Source organism: Sedimentitalea arenosa, assembly GCF_016428585.1.
Taxonomy (GTDB): domain Bacteria; phylum Pseudomonadota; class Alphaproteobacteria; order Rhodobacterales; family Rhodobacteraceae; genus Sedimentitalea; species Sedimentitalea arenosa.
Genome location: NZ_JAELVR010000008.1, coordinates 45,310 through 63,080, shown reverse-complemented (window position 1 = coordinate 63,080; position 17,771 = coordinate 45,310). Strand labels below are relative to the sequence as shown.

Here is a 17,771-nt window from a genome sequence, read left to right as displayed (position 1 = left end):
GGCTTACCAGTCGTTCGGACCCTTGTCGGCAAAGGCATGGACGAGGAAATCGATGAAAGCGCGCACCTTGGGCTGGGTGAAGCGCCCCGGCGGATAGACGGCATAGATTCCCTGTGTCTCGAGCGGGAGCGACGGCATGGCATCTTCGACAAGCCCCTTTGCCAACGCCTCGGAAAACAGGAAGCTTGGCAAATAGGCGATGCCCAGGCCCGAGATCGCCGCGTTCAGCAGGGATTGCCCGTCATTCACGCTCAGCCAACCGGCGGTCCGCACCTGCCGCTTTTCGCCCGATGGCGCGGTCAATCGCCAGACATTGCCGCTGGACTGGTTCGAGTAGTGCAGCAGCTTGTGTGCGTTCAGATCGTCGATCTTGAGAGGGCGGCCGTATTTCTCGAAGTAGGAGGGCGCCGCGATCATCCGTTTGGTGGTCTCGGTCAGCTTTCGGGCGCGCAGCGTGCTGTCTTCCAGTTCTCCGATGCGCACGGCCATATCGAAGCCTTCCGAGATCAGTTCGACATAGCGGTTGTTGAGGACCATGTTCACGGTGATCTCGGGATAGTCGGCGAGGAAGCCGCTCAGCACCGGTGACAGGTGGTTGACCCCGAAATCCGTGGCGACACTGATCCGCAACAGGCCCGATGGCGCGGATTGCATCGACGTCACCAGGGCATCCGCTTCGCCCGCGTCGTTCAGCACGCGGCGCGCCCGGTCATAATAGGCGAGCCCGATCTCGGTCGGGCTGACACGCCGGGTCGTCCGGTTCAGCAGCCGCGCGCCAAGCCGCGCCTCGAGGCTCGACACATGCTTTGACACGGCCGATTTGGAAATGCCCATCTTCTTGGCCGCGTCGGTGAACCCGCCTTGATCCACCACGTTCGCGAAGGCTTCCATCTCGGTCAGTCGATCCATTCCAGTCACCTCGGGCGCTCGGGTCAATCCACATGGTTGTCGCGCGCAATCTGGGCAAGAACGGGGCGGGCTTGGGATAATTGCTGGATTTCACCCTTCATCGTCGCGCGACAGGAAACCGGACACGACGCGAATTTCTTGACACTTGCGGGCGCCCTTGCGTCAAGATGGGCAATCTGACGTGGACACCAAGCCGAAAGGATCTGCCATGAGACTTGCCTTGATCGCCGCCGCCGTCACCCTTCTGGGGCTGCCCGCCTTCGCCGGGGGCGACACGCCCGCCAATCCCGACGCAAAGGTCTATTTCGTCAACCTCGAGGATGGGGCCACTGTGTCTTCGCCCGTCACCGTCGTCTTCGGATTGTCGGGCATGGGGGTCGCGCCCGCCGGAACCGAGAAGGACATGACCGGCCATCATCACCTGCTGATCAACCGCGCGCCCTTTGGCGAGGGGGAGGAAGGCGCCGACGAACTGGCGAACGGGCTGCCGGCGGATGAAAACCACATGCATTTCGGCGGTGGCCAGACCGAAGCGACCATCGAGCTTCCGCCCGGCACACATACGCTGCAACTGGTTCTCGGCGACGCCGCCCATGTGCCCCACAGCACGCCGGTCGTCTCGGAGGTGATCACGATCACCGTCGAATAGGCTTGCCGCCGGCGTTGACCTGAACAAGGCTGCCGGAAAGCAGGTTGGGAGGGAACGACATGATCGCCATCATCTTCGAGGTCTATCCGGCAGACGGACGCAAGGGCGAATATCTGGACATCGCGGCCGAAATGCGCCCGATGGTCGAAGAGGTCGACGGGTTCATTTCGGTCGAGCGGTTCCAGAGCCTGACCGACCCGGACAAGCTGCTGTCCTTTTCCCTGTTCCGCGATGAGGACGCGGTGGAGAACTGGCGTCGCCTGGCCGAGCATCGGGTCGCTCAGGCCAAGGGGCGTGCAGGCGTCTTTCGGGACTACCGGTTGCGCGTGGCACATGTACTGCGCGACTACGGCATGTTCGACAGGGCCGAGGCCCCGTCGGACAGCATCAAGGTGCACAAGGGCTAGATCGCGGCCGCCAGTCGCGTGCCCTGGTCGATCGCCCGCTTGGCGTCGAGTTCCGCTGCCACGTCGGCACCGCCGATCACGTGGGGCGTGATGCCCTTGGCGATCAGCGCATCGGCCAGCGACCGTTCGGGCAATTGCCCGGCGCAGAGCACGATCGTATCGGCCTCGATCAGCGTCGGGTTCTCCCGCGCCTCGCCGAAGGACACGGTCAGCCCCTCCTTGTCGATGCGTTCGTAGTTCACGCCGCCGACGAAGTTCACGTCCTTCATCTTGAGAGAGGCGCGGTGAATCCATCCCGTCGTCTTGCCGAGCCGCTTGCCGTGCTTTTCGGCCTTGCGTTGCAGCAGGGTGATGTCGCGCGGCGAGGGGTGCGGTTGCGGACCTTCCGGTGCGAGGCCGCTGCGGCTCTCGGCCGGGTCGGTGACGCCCCATTCCTTCATCCAGAGCGGCAGGCTTTCCGTGGGGCTGGTGCCTTCGTGGGCCAGGAATTCGGACACGTCGAACCCGATACCACCGGCACCGACCACCGCGACACGCTTGCCGACATCGGCCTTGTGGCGCAGGACGTCGATGTAATCGATGACGTTCGGCCCGTCCTGGCCGGGGATCTGCGGATCGCGCGGGATCACGCCGGTGGCGATGACGACTTCGTCAAACCCGGTCAGGTCGTCGGCGCCGACCTCGCGGTTCAGTTCGGTGGTGACGCCCAGATCCGCGATCATCGTGCGATACCAGTCGACGAGCCCCCAGAACTCCTCCTTGCCGGGGATCTGCTTGGCCATGTTCAACTGCCCGCCGATCTCGGCCGCCTTGTCGAACAGCGTGACCTCGTGGCCCCGCTGGGCGGCGGTGATCGCGACCGACAGGCCGGCCGGACCGGCCCCCACCACGGCGACGGTTTTCTTTGTCTCGGCGGGCGCGATCACCAGTTCGGTTTCATGGCAGGCGCGCGGATTCACAAGGCAACTGGTAAGCTTGCCGCTGAAGGTGTGGTCGAGACAGGCCTGGTTGCAGGCGATGCAGGGGGCGATCTGGTCGCCCTGTCCCGCTTTTGCCTTGGCGACGAAATGCGCATCCGCCAGCATCGGCCGCGCCATCGACACCATGTCGGCGCAGCCCGTCGCGAGCACTTCTTCGGCGACGTCGGGCGTGTTGATGCGGTTGGAGGTGATGACCGGGATGCCGACCTTGCCCATCAGCTTCTTGGTGACCCAGGCAAAGGCCGCGCGTGGCACCGAGGTGGCGATGGTCGGGATGCGGGCCTCGTGCCAGCCGATCCCGGTGTTGATGATGGTCGCGCCGGCTTCCTCGACCTTGCGGGCCAGTTGCACCACCTCCTCGAAGGTCGACCCGTTGGGCACGAGGTCGATCATCGACAGGCGGTAGATGATGATGAAATCCTCGCCGCAGACTTCACGGGTGCGGCGCACCACTTCGACCGGCAGGCGCATCCGGTTCTCGTAGGAGCCGCCCCAGCGATCCTCGCGCTTGTTGGTGTGGGTGACGAGAAACTGGTTCAGGAAATAGCCCTCAGAGCCCATGATCTCGACCCCGTCATAGCCTGCCTCGCGCGCCTTGCGGGCGGCCTCGGCGATGTCGGCGATCTGTTTCTCGATTCCGTCCTCGTCGAGCTCGGTCGGCGGGAACGGTGAAATCGGCGACTTGATCGGGCTGGGCGCAACGCATTTCGGTCCATAGGCATAGCGCCCCGCGTGCAGGATCTGCATGCAGATCTTGCCGCCCGCGTCGTGCACGCGCTGGGTGACGATGCTGTGGTTGTCGATGTCCTGCTGGGTGGTCATCATCGCGGCGCCGGGCAGAACCGAGCCTTCGAGGTTGGGGCCGATGCCCCCGGTGACCATCAGCGCGACATCGCCGCGGGCGCGTTCGGCGTAGAATTCGGCGACCCGGTTCCAGTCGTGCGTTTCCTCGAGCCCGGTGTGCATCGACCCCATAAGGACGCGGTTTTTCAACTGGATGAAGCCGAGATCGAGTGGGGCGAGAAGGTGCGGATAAGCTGTCATGAGGGTCTCCATCTGTTGGGTCTTGTGATACCCGACTCGCGGCGTGAGTCACGACAAACGCGGCGTCACGGTCTTGCATCGCGACCTGACCTTGCTAGACAGGTGGGGTCCAGGAGGAGCTGCTGGGATGACCCCGGAAGAGATCGCGAAACTGCCCTATCGCCGCTGCGTCGGCGTGATGCTGATGAATGCGCGGGGCGAGGTGTTCGTCGGCCAGCGCAACGACCGTCATCACGAGGCCTGGCAGATGCCGCAGGGCGGCATCGACAAGGGCGAAAAACCGCGAGAAGCCGCCCTGCGCGAGCTGTGGGAGGAGACTGGCGTCACATCCGACCTGGTTGAAATCGTTGCGAAAACCAAGGACTGGCTCCCCTATGACCTGCCGCATGACATCGTGCCCAACATCTGGAAGGGCCGGTATCGCGGGCAGGAGCAGAAATGGTTCCTGATGCGCTTTCTGGGGCGTGACGAGCAGGTCGATATCGCCACCGAGCACCCGGAGTTCACGACCTGGAAATGGGTCGCGCCGGGGGAGTTGATCGACGGGATCGTGTCCTTCAAGCGCGCGGTCTACGAGACGGTTCTGACCGAGTTCGCGCCGCATCTGACGCCCCGTTAACGGTCCTGCGCGGGACCTGACTCGGGCCCGTGCCATCCGTGCAGACTGCGTGCATACCGCGTGCATACGCCGTATGCCGTGCCTCGCGCGGGCGAAGAGGTTAACGTGGGCGGGCCCGGGCGCGGGCAGCGCCGCCTCAGATCGCTTCCGCGCTGCGGTCCGACTCGGCGTGTTCGGCGGACCATTCCCCGGCGGCTTCGATGGCGACCAGCGAGGTGGTCGGGACCACGTTCAGATAACTTTCGGTGTCCTCGACCGAGGCCGCGGCGCGTTGGGTCGTGCGGTAGAGCGCATAGAGCGCGATGATGACGAATGTCAGGCCCAGCACCAGCCAGAAGGCGCCGGGATCGAGCGCCTCCATCGCCCAGCCCGCGATCATCGGCCCGACGATCGCGCCCAGACCGAAGGTGAAGACGAGACCGCCCGAGGCGGCGGGCATGTCGGACGTCGAGAGGGAATCATTGGTGTAGGCGAGCAGCAGCGCATAGAGCGGCGTCGTGACCCCGCCGGCGAAGAACGCCGCGGTCATCAGCGGCCAGAGCCCGCCGCCGGTCAGCCAGCCGAGCGCGCAGGACGCGGCCCCCATGACCGAGAGGCCGAGGATCAGCAAGCGCCGGTCCATCCGGTCCGACAGCCAGCCGATCGGGAATTGCAGCACCAGCGCGCCGGCAAAGAGCATGGCGATGAACAGCGCGATGGTGTTGGGTGTCAGACCGATCTGGGTTCCGAACACGGCGCCCATGCCCGATTGCGTCGCATAGACGCTGCCGAGCAGGAAAATCCCCACGGTGCCGAGCGGCGCGGCCCGGACCAGGGCGCGCAGCGGCATCGGGCGCGCGACATCGACCGCCGGAACCGGCGTCGCCGACAGCAGGATCGGGGCGAAGGAGATCGACACCAGGATCGAGGCGCAGATGAACAGCACCGGAGTCGACGCGTCGCCCAGCGTCAGCAGCCCCTGCGCGCCGATAATGCCGAGGGTCTGCGCGATCATGTAGGCCGACAGCACCTTGCCGCGGTTGTCATTGGTGGCGGCGGCGTTCAGCCAGCTTTCGGCGGCGACATAGATGCCCGACATGCAGAACCCCACGAGCACCCGCAGGATCGTCCAGGCCCAGGGCTCGGCCAGCAGCGGCAGGGCGATCAGCGCCGCCGACATGAAGCTGCCGAGCGCCGCGAAGACGCGCACGTGACCGACATGCCGGATCATCATCGGCGTGATGCGGGCCCCGGAGAGGAAGCCGAGGAAGTAGCCCGAGGTGACGATGGCCAGCGCGGTCGAGGAGAATCCCTCGATCCCGCCGCGCAGGCCGATCAGGGTGAAATGCATGCCGTTGCCCAGCATGATGAGAACGATGCCGAGCAGCAGGGCCCAGACACCGGCAAGAACGTTCAGCATGGCGTGCCCCCTTCTCGCGCGTTGCGGTCCGATCGCGTCGGGCCACCCTAGGCGTGCTGACGGGCGTCGCTTTTGCTGCAGCGCCGCATGGGGCCTTGTTTACGACAGGGCGGGTCGGTGGTCAGGCCAGGAGAGGGATGTGGGGGCCGGCGCTGGCGGGCAGCTTTCCGGTGAGCCGGGGATCGTCGGCGATCTCGACCTGCTGGCGCTGGGGCACGAACCCGCTGCGGATGTAGAAGGGCAGCGCGGCGGGGCTGTCCAGCGTGCAGGTATGGACGTGAAAGCGGTTGATCGGGCGCTCCCAGGCGAGGCGGATGGCGTGGTTCATCAGCCACCGGCCCGCCCCGGCGCCGATCCGGTCGCGGGTGAGGCCGAAGAAGGCCAGTTCGCAGGCGCCGGCCTCGCGGAAGTCGAGTTCGAGCAGGCCGCAGGCGGTCTCGCCGTCCATGACCGCGAGAACGGTCACCTCCGGGTGGTGCAGGATGTCCGTCAGCGCCTGATCCGAGAGGGTGAGGCGGGAGAACCAGAGCCAGTCCTCGCCGCCGACCCGGCGGAAGAGGTCGCGATACCAGGCGCTGTCCGGCCGCGCGACGGGGGCGAGGCGCAGGCTGTCGGGGTCGGGCACCGGGCGCGGGGCCGCGGGGGCGCGCATCTCGAGGTGCGTGACCACCGTCGCCAGCTTGCCCGGTGGCACGTCGTGAAAGCCGTCGGGCAGGATCACAGCAGGCCCCGTTCGCGCAGCACCGCGCGCAGGTCGGTTTCCGGGCGCGGCCCGATATGCGAGATCACCTCGGTGGCGCAGACGCAGCCGATCCGCGCGCAGGTTTCCAGGTCGCGGCCGCGCGCCAGCCCGAACAGGAAGCCGGCGGCGAACTGGTCGCCGGCGCCGGTGGCGTCGACCGGGGTGATCTTCTGCACCGGCACGTCGATGCGGGTCGTGCCCTCCATCACCGACACGCCGTCGCCCGAGCGGGTGCAGACCACCAGCGGGCAGAGGGCCGCGGTCATCATCAGCGCGTCGTCGAGGTGATCGGTTTCGAACAGCGACTGGATCTCGGCCTCGTTGCCGATGACGAAATCGAGGTCGTGCTGGATCAGCGAGATGAAATCGGACCGGTGGCGGTCGACGCAGAACGGATCGGAAATGGCGATGCCGGTCTTGCCGCCGCCGGCGCGGGTGGCGCGGGCGGCCTCGCGGAAGGCGGTCTTGCCGGCGTCGTGATCGAACAGGTAGCCTTCGAGGAACATGATGTTGGCATTGCCCGACACCTCCGGCGGCACGTCGGCCGAGGTCAGGCCGGTCGAGATGCCGAGATAGGTGTTCATCGAGCGTTCGCCGTCGGGCGAGACGAAGATCATCGAGCGCGAGGTCGGCTCGGATCCATCGGCGACCGGCGGGTTGACGAAATCGATCCCGGCCTCGTTCATCGCGTCGGCATAGAAATGGCCCAGCGTGTCGTCGCGCACCCGGCCGATGAAGGCGGTGTCGAGCCCCAGCGCGCCGGCCCCGGCGATGGTGTTGGCGACCGAGCCGCCCGGGGTCTGGGTGCGGCCGTTCATGGCACCGTAGAGCTGTTCGGCGCGGTCGCGTTCGATCAGCTGCATGATGCCCTTCTCGATGCCCATATGGGCGAGGAAGCTGTCGTCGGACTGGGTGATGACATCGACGACGGCGTTGCCGATCCCGACCAGGTCATAGGTCTTCATGTGGTCTTGTCCTCGTACTGGCAGAGATCGCGGATGATGCAGGTGGGGCACATGGGTTTGCGCGCCTTGCAGTGGTAGCGGCCGTGCAGGATCATCCAGTGATGGGCGTGCTGCTGGAAATCGGCGGGGATGTGGTCTTCGATGGCGCGTTCGACCGAGACGACATCCTTGCCGACGGCGACGCCGCTGCGGTTGCCGAAGCGGAAGATGTGGGTGTCGACCGCCTGCGCGGGCATCCCCCACCACATGTTCAGAACCACGTTGGCGGTCTTGCGCCCGACGCCGGGGAGCGATTGCAGCGCGGCGCGGGAATTGGGCACGTCGCCGCCATATTGCTCGACGAGGATCCGGCTCATCTGCATGACGTTCTTCGCCTTCTGGCGAAAGAGCCCGATGGTCTTGATGTGGTCGGTCAGCCCCTCGAGGCCGAGATCGAGCATCTTCTGCGGGGTGTCGGCGACCTGGAACAGTGCGCGGGTGGCCTTGTTCACGCCGGCGTCGGTGGCCTGGGCGGAGAGCGCGACGGCGACGACGAGCGTGTAGGCGTTCACATGCTCGAGTTCGCCCTTGGGTTCGGGGTCGGCGGCGTGGAAGCGGGCGAAGATCTCGCGGATCGTGTGATAGTCGAGCTGCTTGGGCATGACGGCAGCATATGCCCGTCCTTGCGCGGCAGGGCAAGGGACAGGCGCGATGCCCGTCCCTCGCCGGGTGTCAGAACGACCAGACGATGGTGTCGTCGTCCATCATGGCGCCGGACATGGCGGGCGGTTGCGCCACGCCGACCCCGTCGAGCAGGATCGAGCGGTCGGCGCCGCGTCCGGGCAGGTAGATGGCGCAGACTTCGACGGTCGCGCCTTTCTGCATCGCGGCCATCATCAGCGCCTGCGGGCTGGCGCCCTTGGGCGGTTGCGGCGCGGTGGCGCTGTCGGGCGCGTCCTTGAGCGCGATGTCGGCGGCGGCGCCGCAGAGCAGGATGCGGGCAGGATGACCCTGGGCGATGGCCTGGTTGGTCAGCACCATCGACATCAGTTGCACCTGCGGCTGGTCCGAGGTGACGACGGTCACGAGGCGGTCGGGATCGCTGGCGAGCGCGGGTGTGACGAGGCCGATGGCGAGGGCGAGGCTGGCGAGTGTCGTCTTCATGGTTGGAACTCCGGATGGTGAAGGGTGCGCGTTCAAAAGATACCTAGTCATAAATTCTGCAATTCGAATGTGTAATTGTGACGCGGTGCGGGTTGCGCAGGAATCGGGTCGTTTCGCCGCCGCTCCGGGGGTAGTGTCGACCGCGACAGGAGGACCACGCGATGAACGTTCAGGTGCAGGAAAGCGGCTATCACTACGAGGTGATGCGCCGGGCGATCGAGCTGATCGACTCGGGCGGCGAGACGCTGACGCTGGAGGAGCTGGCGGCGCAGATGGACATGAGCCCGGCGCATTTCCAGCGCCTGTTCAGCCGCTGGGTCGGGGTGTCTCCGAAACGCTATCAGCAATACCTGACGCTGGGCCATGCCAAGAACCTGCTGCGCGACCGGTTCACCACGCTGGCGGCCAGCCACAGTGTCGGCCTGTCCGGATCGGGCCGGTTGCACGACCTGTTCCTGCGCTGGGAGGCGATGTCGCCGGGGGCCTTCGCGCGGGAGGGCGCGGGGCTGGTGATCCGCTGGGGCTGGTTCGAAAGCCCGTTCGGCCCGGCGCTGGTGATGGGCACCGACAAGGGCATCTGCGGCATCGGCTTCGCCGCCGAGACCGGCGAGGAGCACGCGATGGCCGACCTGCTGGGGCGCTGGCCGCGGGCCGAGTTCGTCGAGGACCCGAAGATGCTGCGGCCCTGGGTGCTGGCGGCCTTCGGCGCGGAGACCGCCGAGTTGCGCAGCGCGCCGCTGTTCCTGATCGGCGCGCCGTTCCAGATCAAGGTCTGGGAGGCGCTGCTGGCGATCCCGACGGGCCATGTCACGACCTATTCCGAGATCGCCGAGGCGATCGGCAACCCGCGCGCCGTGCGCGCCGTCGGCACGGCGGTCGGGCGCAACCCGGTGAGCTGGCTGATCCCCTGTCATCGGGCGCTGCGCAAGTCGGGCGGGCTGGGCGGCTATCACTGGGGTCTGCCGGTCAAGCGGGCCATGCTGGCCTATGAAACCGCCCGCAGCGAGGCCGGCTGACCGCAAATACACGCGGATTTGGGCGATGTTTCGCCGAAACCGGCGATTTTCCGGGTTGAGCGGTCCCGCGCCGGATGTGCTATGCTGGGCGCAACCGATCCCGACAAACGGGACGTTCTGAGCAGAAGGCAGACCGACATGACCCGAAAGATCAAAGCATCCGCGGCGCTGTGCGCCGTGCTGGCACTGGCTGCGTGCAACAACCCGGCCAACATGACCATGAACAACGATCCCAACGCCAAGGCCAAGCAGGGCGCGCTGCTGGGCGCGGCGGTCGGGGCGGGCCTGTCGGCGGCCACCGGCGGCGAGGGCGCGAACCTGCTGCTGGGGGCGGCGGCGGGCGCCGCGGCGGGAGGCCTCGTGGGCAACCAGCTGGACCGGCAGGCGGCCGATCTGCGCTCGCAACTGGCCAATGACGGCATCACCATCACCAACGCGGGCGACAGGTTGATCGTGTCGCTGCCGCAGGACATCACCTTTGACAGCGACAGCGCCACCGTGCGGTCGTCGCTGCGGGGCGAGTTGACCAAGGTCGCCACGAACCTGAACCGCTATCCCGACAGCACGGTGCAGATCATCGGCCACACCGACAACACGGGCGATGCGACCTATAACCTGGGGCTGTCGTTGCGCCGGGCCAACGCGGTGGCGGGCATATTGCAGGCCGATGGTGTGACCGGCAGCCGGATCACCACCGCCGGGCGTGGCGAGGAGCAGCCCGTGGCCTCGAACCTGACCGAGGAAGGCAAGGCGCAGAACCGCCGTGTCGAGATCGTCGTCATTCCGCGCAATACCTGAAATCGCTGGACCGGAGCGGAGCCGCCCCTAGGTGGTTCCGAAACGACCGAGAAAGGCACGACAGATGACGACAGACCCCGTCCTGCTGGGCATCGCGGGCGCATTGCGCGCGGAGTCCTCCAATCGCAAGCTGATCCGCGAGGCGGCGCGCCTGTTCGGACCCTGCGCGTTCGTCGAGGCCGACTTGCGCTTGCCGCTGTTCGACGCCGACGCCGAAGAGGCGGATGGCGTGCCCGCGCCGGCGCGCAAGCTGGCCGAGCAGATCGCGATGGCCGATGCGATCGTGATCTCGACCCCGGAATACAACAAGGGGCCGCCGGGCGTTCTGAAGAACGCGCTGGACTGGTCCAGCCGCACCGAGGGCAACCCCTGGGCCGGCAAGCCGGTGGCGGTGATGTCGGCGGCGGCGGGCCGCGCCGGGGGCGAGCGCGCGCAGCTGGTGCTGCGCAGTTTCATGGTGCCGTTCCAGACCCGCATCCTGCAGGGGCCGGAAGTGCATCTGGCCGATTGCCGCAACCAGTTCGATGACAAGGAGCAGCTGAAGGGCGAGCTTTACGTCAAGACGTTGCAGGCGCTGATGGACAAGCTGCGGGCCGAGATCGGCCGCTGAGGCCGGCGTCTAGCCGTCGGTGAGGGGCGTGGCGATCTCGATGAGGTTGCCGTCGGGGTCGCGCAGGTAGATCGACCGGATCGGGCCGGTGGCGCCGGTGCGGCGCACCGGGCCGTCGATCACGGCGATGCCGTGGGCCTGCAGATGCGCCTGCCAGTCGGCGAGGGGCCGGTCGGTTAGGAAGCAGAGATCGGCGCTGCCGGGGCGGGGATGCGTGGCCCTGGGGTCGAATTCGCCGCCCCTGGGGTGCAGGTTGATCTTCTGGGTGCCGAACCTGAGCGCGTGGCGCATCGTGCCGTCGGCGGGCTGGAAGGTTTCGGCGGTCATGCCCAGCACATCGGCATAGAAGGCCAGCGTCGCCGGGATGTCGGCGACGGTCAGCACCAAGTGGTCGAGCGCGGTCAGGCGGGGCGGCATGGGCGATTGTCCTTTGGTGTGTCGGATTCTATCCTGAGTGCCATGAAACACGCCCATCCCGCCACCGAAACCCGCGAGGACATGATGGATCCGGCCCGCGCCGCCGCGTTCCAGGTCGCGCTGGGCCAGCCTGCGGATATCGGCGCCGGGGCGCCGCTGCCGCCCTTCTTTCACCAGCTCTATTTCTGGTCCCCGCACCCGCCCGAGGCGCTGGGCCGGGACGGGCATCCGAAAGTCGGCGGCCTGATCCCCGACCTGGGCCTGCCGCGCCGCATGTGGGCCGGGGGGCGTCTGGGCTTTGCCGCGCCGCTGCGCGCCGGGAGTCCGGCCGAGCGCCGGACGGTGGTGGAAAAGGCCGAGCACAAGCATGGGCGCAGCGGGCCTCTGGGTTTCGTCACCCTGCGCCACGAGATCCGGCAGGCGGGCGAGGTCTGCCTGACCGAGTGGCAGGACCTGGTCTATCGCCAGGACCCGGACGCGTCGGCGCCGCGCCCGGTGCCGCCGGTGGCGCGCACCGACGAGACCGAGTCGCGCGAGGTCGGGTTCACCTCGACGCTGCTGTTTCGCTATTCGGCGCTGACCTTCAACGGGCATCGCATCCACTACGATCTGGATTATGCGCGCGATGTCGAAGGCTATGCGGGGCTGGTGGTGCATGGGCCGCTGCTGGCGCAGCACCTGATGCTGATGGCCGAGGAACTGGTGGGGCCGCTGGCGCAGTTCTCGTTCCGGGCCGCCTCGCCGCTGATGCATTTCGAGACCGCGACCCTGTGCCGGCATGGCACCGATCTGTGGGTCAGGGGGCCGGACGGGCGGTCGGTGATGGAGGCGAACGCGGTGCCGGCGCTCTGATCGCCGGGTGTCAGGGGCCGCAGGGGCCGCCCGACTCGGCCCGCCATTCCAGGTGCAGGCTGTAGAGCAGCAGGCGGAGTTGCTCGGTCATCGGGCCAAGCCCGGTGGGCACGCGCCAGGGCAGGTCGGGGTCGGCGGGGCAGATCCGGCGTTCGAGCACCGTGCCGGCGAGCTGGTCCTGATCCTGCGGACGGGGATCGTCGGTGGCGGTGCATCCGGGCACCTTGCGCATCTCGGCGTTGATGTCGCGGCCGTTGACGGTGCAGTCGGCGAGCCCGCCGCGCAGGGCGCAGCGCACGTGGCCCGCGCGCAGGAAGGTGTTGAGCAGCGCCTTGGCGGCGCGCCCCTCGTCGGTGTCGGGCCGTGCGCAGCGGACGCCGCGCAGCCGCGCCCGCTGGCCGTCCAGTTCGAGCCGATCGCCAGACAGCGCGATCCAGATGCGCGGCTGGTTCGCCTCGGCGCTGGCGGAAGGGTCGGCGGCGGCCGCCGGCAGGGCGGCGATCAGGCCGAAGCCGAGGGCGAGAAGCGCGGCGCGCGGGGTCACAACGACGCCTCGACCCGGAAGTCCGGCGGGATCGTGTCGTGATCGTCCAGCACGAGGTCGGCCATCACCTCGGCGATCTTCGGGGCCATGCCGAAGCCGATCTTGAAGCCTCCGTTGGCGATGAAATGATCCGGTTTCAACGGATGCGCGCCCAGCATCGGCGCGCGGCTGCGGCTGCGGGGGCGCAGGCCGGCCCAGCGGTCCAGCACCTCGGTGCCGTGCAGCACCGGCATCGCGGACGTGGCGCGGTCGATCAGGGCGTCAAGCTGTGCGTCGGTCGTGTCCGGCGCGTCGAAGTCGCGTTCGCTGGTCGAGCCGATCGCGAGGGTGCCATCGGCATGGGGCACGAGATGCAGCCCGTCGATGAAGAGCTGGGGAGCGTTGTGGGCATCGAACCGCAGCAGCGCGGCCTGGCCCTTGACCGCCGCGCCGACCAGCTTGCCGAGCGCATTCGACAGATCGCGCAGGCCGGTGGCCCCGGTCGCGTGGATTACGCGCCCCCGGTCGGGGCCGTCGGGGGCGACGGACACCCCCATCGCCGCGAGCGCCGCCACCAGCGCGGTGCAGGCGTGGCGCGGGTGCATCCGGGCGCTGAGCGTGTCGTGGATCAGGAAGCCGCTGGCCGAGGGCGGGGCCCAGGGCCCCAGCTCGGAGGCGGGCAGAACGCGCCAGGTCGCGGCCCCCTGCCAGAGCGTGTCGGCGGTGGCGGCGCGGACGCGGGCGAGGTCGAGCGCGCGGGCATCGGCGATCGGTTGCAGCCGCCCGGTGCGCCCGTATCCGGCGCTGACGCCGCCGGTGTCGTGCACCGCGTCCCAGAACGCCTGCGCCATAAGCAGGCTGTCGAGCTGGAACGCCTTCTTGCTGTTCCAGTTTTCCGGCACATGCGGCGCCAGCGCCCCGACAAGCCCGCCCGAGGCGCCCGCGCCGGGGCCGTTCGGGTCGATCACGCGGACCGTCGCGCCGCGCCGGGCGCAGGCCCAGGCGATCGAAAGGCCGAAGATGCCGGCGCCGCGAATGGTGATCTCTGCCATTGCCTCTGTCCCGAAGTTGCGCCATTGCTCGCGCCATACCCCCGCGAGTCTAGGGATGAATGGGATGCAGGACCAGCAGGCAGTCGTGGAATGGCGCGACGGGGGCGTGCCCGTGTCGGTGAGGTTCGACGATCCGTATTTCAGCCTGCAGGACGGCCTGGCGGAAACCCGGCACGTCTTTCTTGCGGGCAATGACCTGCCCGGACGGTTCCGCGACGGGTTCCACATCGCGGAGCTGGGGTTCGGCACCGGGCTGAACCTGCTGACCGCATGGCAGGCCTGGGCCGGAACCGGGCGGGCGGGCGTGCTGCATTTCACCAGTTTCGAGGCCTTTCCGATGGGAGCCGAGGACATGGCGCGCGCGCTTGCGGCCTTTCCCGCGCTTGCCGCTTGGCGGGACCGGCTGCTGGCCGCCTGGCACGGGCCGGGACGGTATGACCTGGGCGAGGTGCGGCTGGAGGTGATCGGCGGCGATGCCCGGCAGAGCCTGCCCGGGTGGACGGGGCGGGCGGATGCCTGGTTTCTCGACGGGTTCGCGCCGGCGCGCAATCCCGAGCTGTGGGAGCCCGAGCTCATGTGCAGGATCGCGCGGCACACCGCAGAGGGCGGCACGGTGGCGAGCTATTCGGCGGCGGGCCATGTGCGCCGGGCGCTGCAGGAGGCGGGGTTCGACGTGACCCGCGCGCCCGGGTTCGGGCGCAAGCGGCACATGACGCGGGGGGTGCTGGCATGAGCCTGGCGGAGCTGCGCGTGCAGAGCAACAACGTGCCGCTGGGCATCGCGCTGATGATCGCGACCACGGTGGTCTTTGCGTTGCAGGACGGGATCTCGCGCCACCTGGCCAGCGAATACAACGTGATGATGGTGGTGATGATCCGCTATTGGTTCTTCGCCGCTTTCGTGATCGCCATCGGCGTTCGTGCGGCGGGGGGCGTGCGCGCGGCGGCGCGGACCACCCAGCCGGGCCTCCAGATCACCCGCGCGGTGCTGCTGGCGGCGGAGATCTGCGTCGCGGTTCTGGGTTTCACCATCCTCGGGCTGGTGGAAAGCCACGCGGTGTTTGCCTGCTATCCGCTGCTGATCGCGGCGCTGTCGGGACCGATCCTGGGCGAGCGGGTGGGCTGGCGGCGCTGGGCGGCGATCGCGGTCGGGTTCATCGGCATCCTGATCATCCTGGAGCCGGGCATGGGCGTCTTCGACCCTTGGGCGATCATCCCGCTGGTGTCGGCAGTGATGTTCGCCATCTATGGCCTGCTCAACCGCTATGCGGCGCGGCGCGACAGCACTGCGACCAGCTTTTTCTGGACCGGCACGGTGGGCGCGGTGGTGATGACGGCGGTCGGCATCTGGTTCTGGGAGCCGATGGCGCGCGCCGACTGGCTGTGGATGCTGACCCTGTGCATCACCGGCGTGTCGGGGCACTGGCTGCTGATCCGCTGCTACGAGGCCGCCGAGGCGAGCGCGGTGCAGCCCTTCGCCTATTTCCAGCTGGTCTTTGCCAGCGCCCTTGGCATGGCGGTGTTCGGCGAGACGCTGGAGACCAACGTGGTGATCGGCGCCGCGATCATCGTCGCGGCGGGGCTGTTCACCCTATGGCGCGAACGCGTTCAGGGTTGAGCCGACCAGTTCGCGCGAGAACGGGATAGGCAGCGCCTCCTTGCCGAGCCGCGCGCGGTAGATCGGCAGGCTTTCGGTCACCCGCATGATATAGTTGCGGGTCTCGCTGAAGGGGACGAACTCGATCCAGTCGATGATGTCGACCTCGCCCTTGCGCGGGTCGCCGTAGTCCAGCATCCATTGCAGCGGACGCCCCGGGCCGGCATTGTAGCCCGCCGACATCATCACGACGTTGCCGTTGAACCCGCCGGCGAGCCCGGCGAGGTAGCGCGCGCCGAGCTTGGCGTTGTACTGCCAGTCGCGGGTCAGCCGCGCGGTGTCGTGGGCGGCGAGGACGCCCATCTCGGTGGCGACGGCGACGGCGGTGGCGGGCATCACCTGCATCAGGCCGCGCGCCCCCGCGCCGCTGATCACGGTCGGGTCGAATTCGCTTTCGCGCCGTGCGATGGCGAGGTTCATCTCCTGCGCCATGGGCAGGCTCTCCTTGGCCAGCGGGTGCAGCGGGTAGTAGGCGGCGGGCAGCACCATGCCCTGCTGCGCGGCGCGCTTGCCGATCATCACCGCGAGGTGCGGTTCGTCGAGCTCGAGCGCCATGTCGCCCAGTTGCCCGGCCTGCACCGGGTCGAGCGATTCGACCAGGTGGGTCAGGAAGCGTTCGGCCAGGGCGGGCTGACCGGCGTCGCGCAGCAGCAGGCCGGCCTTCAGGACGCTGCTGTCCATGAACTCGGCCTCGCGCCAGGACGGCAGTTGCGGCGGGGTGGCCAGAACCGGGTCGAAGGGGCGGCCGATCCGTTCGGCGGCCAGGAGGCCGTAGAACGACGTCTGGTGTTCGGCGCCCATCAGGTAGGCCGCATGCGCCCCGTCGCTGTCGCCGAGCGCCTCGTAGGCGCGTCCCAGCCAATAGCCGGCGCGGCCCTTGGAGATCGGCGTCTCGACGGCGGCGTCGAAGCTCTGGAAATGGCGCAGCGCGGTGGCCGGGTCGTCGAGCAGGCGCAGGGCGATGAAGCCCGACAGCCATTCCAGGTCGGCATGGGCGGCGCCTTCGACGGTGTAGTGGCGCGAGGCGATCCGGTAGGCCAGCGCGGGATCGCCGGCGCGCATCTGCTGGCGGGCGAGGTTGGCGCGGCGGCGCGCCCACTGGTCGGGTTCGCCCAGCAGGGCGGCGCTGGCGCTGCGTTCCAGCAGCAGGTCGATCGCGTCGGCGTCGCGGCCCTTGCGGTCGCGCCAGACGAAACGGTCATGGGCGAGGCCGGGTGCGCTGGCCAGATCCTGCGGCACCCGCGCGATCAGCGTGTCGACGCCGGGTTCCATCTCGCGCAGGGCGATGCGGGCCTCGGCCAGCGCCCTGTGGCCGTCATCGACCAGGCGCAGCATCTGCCGCGCGCTGACCATGTGGCCGTCCCAGAGCATCCGGTCGAGCCGGGCCTCGTGATGCGGTGCCAGCAGGTCGGCGTGGCGCGACAGGTAATCGCGCTGGATCTCGCTGCCCATCGCCATGGTGCGCCAGGCCAGCACCAGCTCGGCCTCGCCGTCACCCTTCTGGCCGTTGGCGATCAGGGCGCGGGCATAGGTCAGCACGCCTTCGGGCGATTGCGGGCGCGTGTCGGCGTAGAACGCCAGCGTCTGCTCGGTGTTCAGCACCGTCATCGCCGCCTCGCTCTTGCGGCGCAGCCAGTCGAGCCCCGGCCAGTCCGGGCGGCGATTGAGAAAGCCGAGCACGTCCTCGGCATCGCCCAGACCGGCGCGCAAGCGGTGCCATTCGATCACGTCGCGCGCGATGCTGTCGGCCGGGCCGGCCTCGGCCAGCGCGTCCTCCCAGAGCGACTTGCGCATCGACTCCATCGCCTTGGAGAGGCGCTCGGCGTCCTCGGCCCAGAGTGCGCTGGCCAACAGCAGTTTCAGTCCCAACACGAGCGCCAGAATGCGCAACATCGCTTGCATTTCCCGTCAAACCAAGGCTAGAGCCGGTTACGATAAACCGTGGCGGTTCGGGATCAACACACAATCGTGGGACCGACGCGGTTCTACA

Annotated in this window: 20 protein-coding genes; 9 read left to right on the top strand and 11 right to left on the bottom strand. The window is 68.2% G+C overall.

The window, feature by feature from the left end:
* Positions 1–3 precede the first annotated feature (3 nt).
* A complete protein-coding gene (locus JF290_RS12325; RefSeq protein WP_199025193.1) occupies positions 4–909 on the bottom strand; it encodes a LysR family transcriptional regulator in 906 nt (301 codons plus the stop codon).
* A 208-nt stretch (positions 910–1,117) separates the two neighbouring features.
* On the opposite strand from JF290_RS12325, the gene JF290_RS12320 reads away from it, so the two are divergent.
* Together JF290_RS12320 and JF290_RS12315 are read left to right on the top strand one after the other, a co-directional pair.
* Positions 1,118–1,558 carry a DUF4399 domain-containing protein gene (locus tag JF290_RS12320; protein WP_199025192.1) on the top strand — a complete coding sequence of 147 codons (441 nt, stop codon included), beginning with the start codon at positions 1,118–1,120 and terminating at the stop codon, positions 1,556–1,558.
* A 59-nt stretch (positions 1,559–1,617) separates the two neighbouring features.
* Complete coding sequence (locus JF290_RS12315) at positions 1,618–1,965, top strand: antibiotic biosynthesis monooxygenase family protein (protein WP_199025191.1); 348 nt, start codon at positions 1,618–1,620, stop codon at positions 1,963–1,965.
* Here JF290_RS12315 and JF290_RS12310 read toward each other — a convergent pair.
* Positions 1,962–3,989 carry an NADPH-dependent 2,4-dienoyl-CoA reductase gene (locus JF290_RS12310; protein WP_199025190.1) on the bottom strand — a complete coding sequence of 676 codons (2,028 nt, stop codon included), beginning with the start codon at positions 3,987–3,989 and terminating at the stop codon, positions 1,962–1,964. The genes JF290_RS12315 and JF290_RS12310 overlap by 4 nt on opposite strands.
* Before the next feature lie 127 nt (positions 3,990–4,116).
* Here JF290_RS12310 and JF290_RS12305 point away from each other — a divergent pair, with 127 nt between their 5' ends.
* Positions 4,117–4,608, top strand: a complete 492-nt coding sequence (locus tag JF290_RS12305; protein ID WP_199025189.1) for an RNA pyrophosphohydrolase — start codon at positions 4,117–4,119, stop codon at positions 4,606–4,608.
* Between the two features lie 136 nt (positions 4,609–4,744).
* Here JF290_RS12305 and JF290_RS12300 read toward each other — a convergent pair whose 3' ends face one another.
* The 5 genes from JF290_RS12300 to JF290_RS12280 form a co-directional block, all read right to left on the bottom strand.
* Positions 4,745–6,007 (bottom strand): MFS transporter, encoded by a 1,263-nt coding sequence (locus JF290_RS12300; protein WP_199025188.1) that lies wholly within the window; start codon positions 6,005–6,007, stop codon positions 4,745–4,747.
* Between the two features lie 121 nt (positions 6,008–6,128).
* Positions 6,129–6,725, bottom strand: coding sequence for a GNAT family N-acetyltransferase (locus tag JF290_RS12295; RefSeq protein WP_199025361.1), 597 nt, complete (start codon positions 6,723–6,725; stop codon positions 6,129–6,131).
* Entirely contained in the window at positions 6,725–7,714 is a 990-nt protein-coding gene (locus JF290_RS12290; RefSeq protein WP_199025187.1) for an adenosine kinase, read from the bottom strand. The genes JF290_RS12295 and JF290_RS12290 overlap by 1 nt, the downstream gene beginning before the upstream one ends.
* Positions 7,711–8,355, bottom strand: coding sequence for an endonuclease III (gene nth / locus JF290_RS12285; protein WP_199025186.1), 645 nt, complete (start codon positions 8,353–8,355; stop codon positions 7,711–7,713). Before nth ends, JF290_RS12290 begins: the two co-directional genes overlap by 4 nt.
* Positions 8,356–8,425: 70 nt before the next feature.
* Entirely contained in the window at positions 8,426–8,857 is a 432-nt protein-coding gene (locus tag JF290_RS12280; RefSeq protein WP_199025185.1) for a DsrE family protein, read from the bottom strand.
* 161 nt (positions 8,858–9,018) lie between these two features.
* Between JF290_RS12280 and JF290_RS12275 the strand changes: the two genes are divergently transcribed.
* The 3 genes from JF290_RS12275 (at position 9,019) to JF290_RS12265 (ending at position 11,281) form a co-directional block, all read left to right on the top strand.
* On the top strand, positions 9,019–9,873 hold the full coding sequence (locus JF290_RS12275; RefSeq protein WP_199025184.1) for a methylated-DNA--[protein]-cysteine S-methyltransferase: 855 nt from the start codon (positions 9,019–9,021) through the stop codon (positions 9,871–9,873).
* Between the two features lie 138 nt (positions 9,874–10,011).
* The gene (locus JF290_RS12270) at positions 10,012–10,671 is read left to right on the top strand and encodes a YiaD family glycine zipper/OmpA-like lipoprotein (protein WP_199025183.1); all 660 of its coding nucleotides are present in this window, start codon (positions 10,012–10,014) and stop codon (positions 10,669–10,671) included.
* A gap of 64 nt (positions 10,672–10,735) precedes the next feature.
* Positions 10,736–11,281: an NADPH-dependent FMN reductase gene (locus JF290_RS12265; RefSeq protein WP_199025182.1), complete on the top strand. Its 546-nt coding sequence runs from the start codon at positions 10,736–10,738 to the stop codon at positions 11,279–11,281.
* 9 nt (positions 11,282–11,290) lie between these two features.
* Here JF290_RS12265 and JF290_RS12260 read toward each other — a convergent pair whose 3' ends face one another.
* Positions 11,291–11,698, bottom strand: a complete 408-nt coding sequence (locus tag JF290_RS12260; RefSeq protein WP_199025181.1) for a VOC family protein — start codon at positions 11,696–11,698, stop codon at positions 11,291–11,293.
* Between the two features lie 42 nt (positions 11,699–11,740).
* On the opposite strand from JF290_RS12260, the gene JF290_RS12255 reads away from it, so the two are divergent.
* The gene (locus JF290_RS12255; protein ID WP_199025180.1) at positions 11,741–12,550 is read left to right on the top strand and encodes an HTD2 family dehydratase; all 810 of its coding nucleotides are present in this window, start codon (positions 11,741–11,743) and stop codon (positions 12,548–12,550) included.
* Positions 12,551–12,560: 10 nt separating this feature from the next.
* Here the strand turns inward: JF290_RS12255 and JF290_RS12250 are convergent, their stop codons facing one another.
* Together JF290_RS12250 and JF290_RS12245 are read right to left on the bottom strand one after the other, a co-directional pair.
* The gene (locus JF290_RS12250) at positions 12,561–13,094 is read right to left on the bottom strand and encodes a hypothetical protein (protein WP_199025179.1); all 534 of its coding nucleotides are present in this window, start codon (positions 13,092–13,094) and stop codon (positions 12,561–12,563) included.
* Complete coding sequence (locus JF290_RS12245) at positions 13,091–14,125, bottom strand: NAD(P)/FAD-dependent oxidoreductase (protein ID WP_199025178.1); 1,035 nt, start codon at positions 14,123–14,125, stop codon at positions 13,091–13,093. Before JF290_RS12245 ends, JF290_RS12250 begins: the two co-directional genes overlap by 4 nt.
* A gap of 64 nt (positions 14,126–14,189) precedes the next feature.
* On the opposite strand from JF290_RS12245, the gene mnmC2 reads away from it, so the two are divergent.
* On the top strand, positions 14,190–14,858 hold the full coding sequence (gene mnmC2, locus JF290_RS12240; RefSeq protein WP_199025177.1) for a tRNA (5-methylaminomethyl-2-thiouridine)(34)-methyltransferase MnmC2: 669 nt from the start codon (positions 14,190–14,192) through the stop codon (positions 14,856–14,858).
* The gene (locus tag JF290_RS12235; RefSeq protein WP_199025176.1) at positions 14,855–15,742 is read left to right on the top strand and encodes a DMT family transporter; all 888 of its coding nucleotides are present in this window, start codon (positions 14,855–14,857) and stop codon (positions 15,740–15,742) included. The genes mnmC2 and JF290_RS12235 overlap by 4 nt, the downstream gene beginning before the upstream one ends.
* On the opposite strand, the gene JF290_RS12230 is transcribed toward JF290_RS12235, so the two are convergent.
* Positions 15,716–17,674 carry a lytic transglycosylase domain-containing protein gene (locus tag JF290_RS12230; protein ID WP_199025175.1) on the bottom strand — a complete coding sequence of 653 codons (1,959 nt, stop codon included), beginning with the start codon at positions 17,672–17,674 and terminating at the stop codon, positions 15,716–15,718. The two genes, JF290_RS12235 and JF290_RS12230, sit on opposite strands and share 27 nt — an antisense overlap.
* Between the last annotated feature and the right edge of the window lie 97 nt (positions 17,675–17,771).

Bases quoted from the DNA above. Each gene is read 5' to 3' on its own strand.
- JF290_RS12325 (WP_199025193.1), bottom strand. From the start codon at position 909: ATGGATCGACTGACCGAGATGGAAGCCTTCGCGAACGTGGTGGATCAA.
- JF290_RS12320 (WP_199025192.1), top strand. From the start codon at position 1,118: ATGAGACTTGCCTTGATCGCCGCCGCCGTCACCCTTCTGGGGCTGCCC.
- JF290_RS12315 (WP_199025191.1), top strand. From the start codon at position 1,618: ATGATCGCCATCATCTTCGAGGTCTATCCGGCAGACGGACGCAAGGGC.
- JF290_RS12310 (WP_199025190.1), bottom strand. From the start codon at position 3,989: ATGACAGCTTATCCGCACCTTCTCGCCCCACTCGATCTCGGCTTCATC.
- JF290_RS12305 (WP_199025189.1), top strand. From the start codon at position 4,117: ATGACCCCGGAAGAGATCGCGAAACTGCCCTATCGCCGCTGCGTCGGC.
- JF290_RS12300 (WP_199025188.1), bottom strand. From the start codon at position 6,007: ATGCTGAACGTTCTTGCCGGTGTCTGGGCCCTGCTGCTCGGCATCGTT.
- JF290_RS12290 (WP_199025187.1), bottom strand. From the start codon at position 7,714: ATGAAGACCTATGACCTGGTCGGGATCGGCAACGCCGTCGTCGATGTC.
- nth (WP_199025186.1), bottom strand. From the start codon at position 8,355: ATGCCCAAGCAGCTCGACTATCACACGATCCGCGAGATCTTCGCCCGC.
- JF290_RS12280 (WP_199025185.1), bottom strand. From the start codon at position 8,857: ATGAAGACGACACTCGCCAGCCTCGCCCTCGCCATCGGCCTCGTCACA.
- JF290_RS12275 (WP_199025184.1), top strand. From the start codon at position 9,019: ATGAACGTTCAGGTGCAGGAAAGCGGCTATCACTACGAGGTGATGCGC.
- JF290_RS12270 (WP_199025183.1), top strand. From the start codon at position 10,012: ATGACCCGAAAGATCAAAGCATCCGCGGCGCTGTGCGCCGTGCTGGCA.
- JF290_RS12265 (WP_199025182.1), top strand. From the start codon at position 10,736: ATGACGACAGACCCCGTCCTGCTGGGCATCGCGGGCGCATTGCGCGCG.
- JF290_RS12260 (WP_199025181.1), bottom strand. From the start codon at position 11,698: ATGCCGCCCCGCCTGACCGCGCTCGACCACTTGGTGCTGACCGTCGCC.
- JF290_RS12255 (WP_199025180.1), top strand. From the start codon at position 11,741: ATGAAACACGCCCATCCCGCCACCGAAACCCGCGAGGACATGATGGAT.
- JF290_RS12245 (WP_199025178.1), bottom strand. From the start codon at position 14,125: ATGGCAGAGATCACCATTCGCGGCGCCGGCATCTTCGGCCTTTCGATC.
- mnmC2 (WP_199025177.1), top strand. From the start codon at position 14,190: ATGCAGGACCAGCAGGCAGTCGTGGAATGGCGCGACGGGGGCGTGCCC.
- JF290_RS12235 (WP_199025176.1), top strand. From the start codon at position 14,855: ATGAGCCTGGCGGAGCTGCGCGTGCAGAGCAACAACGTGCCGCTGGGC.
- JF290_RS12230 (WP_199025175.1), bottom strand. From the start codon at position 17,674: ATGTTGCGCATTCTGGCGCTCGTGTTGGGACTGAAACTGCTGTTGGCC.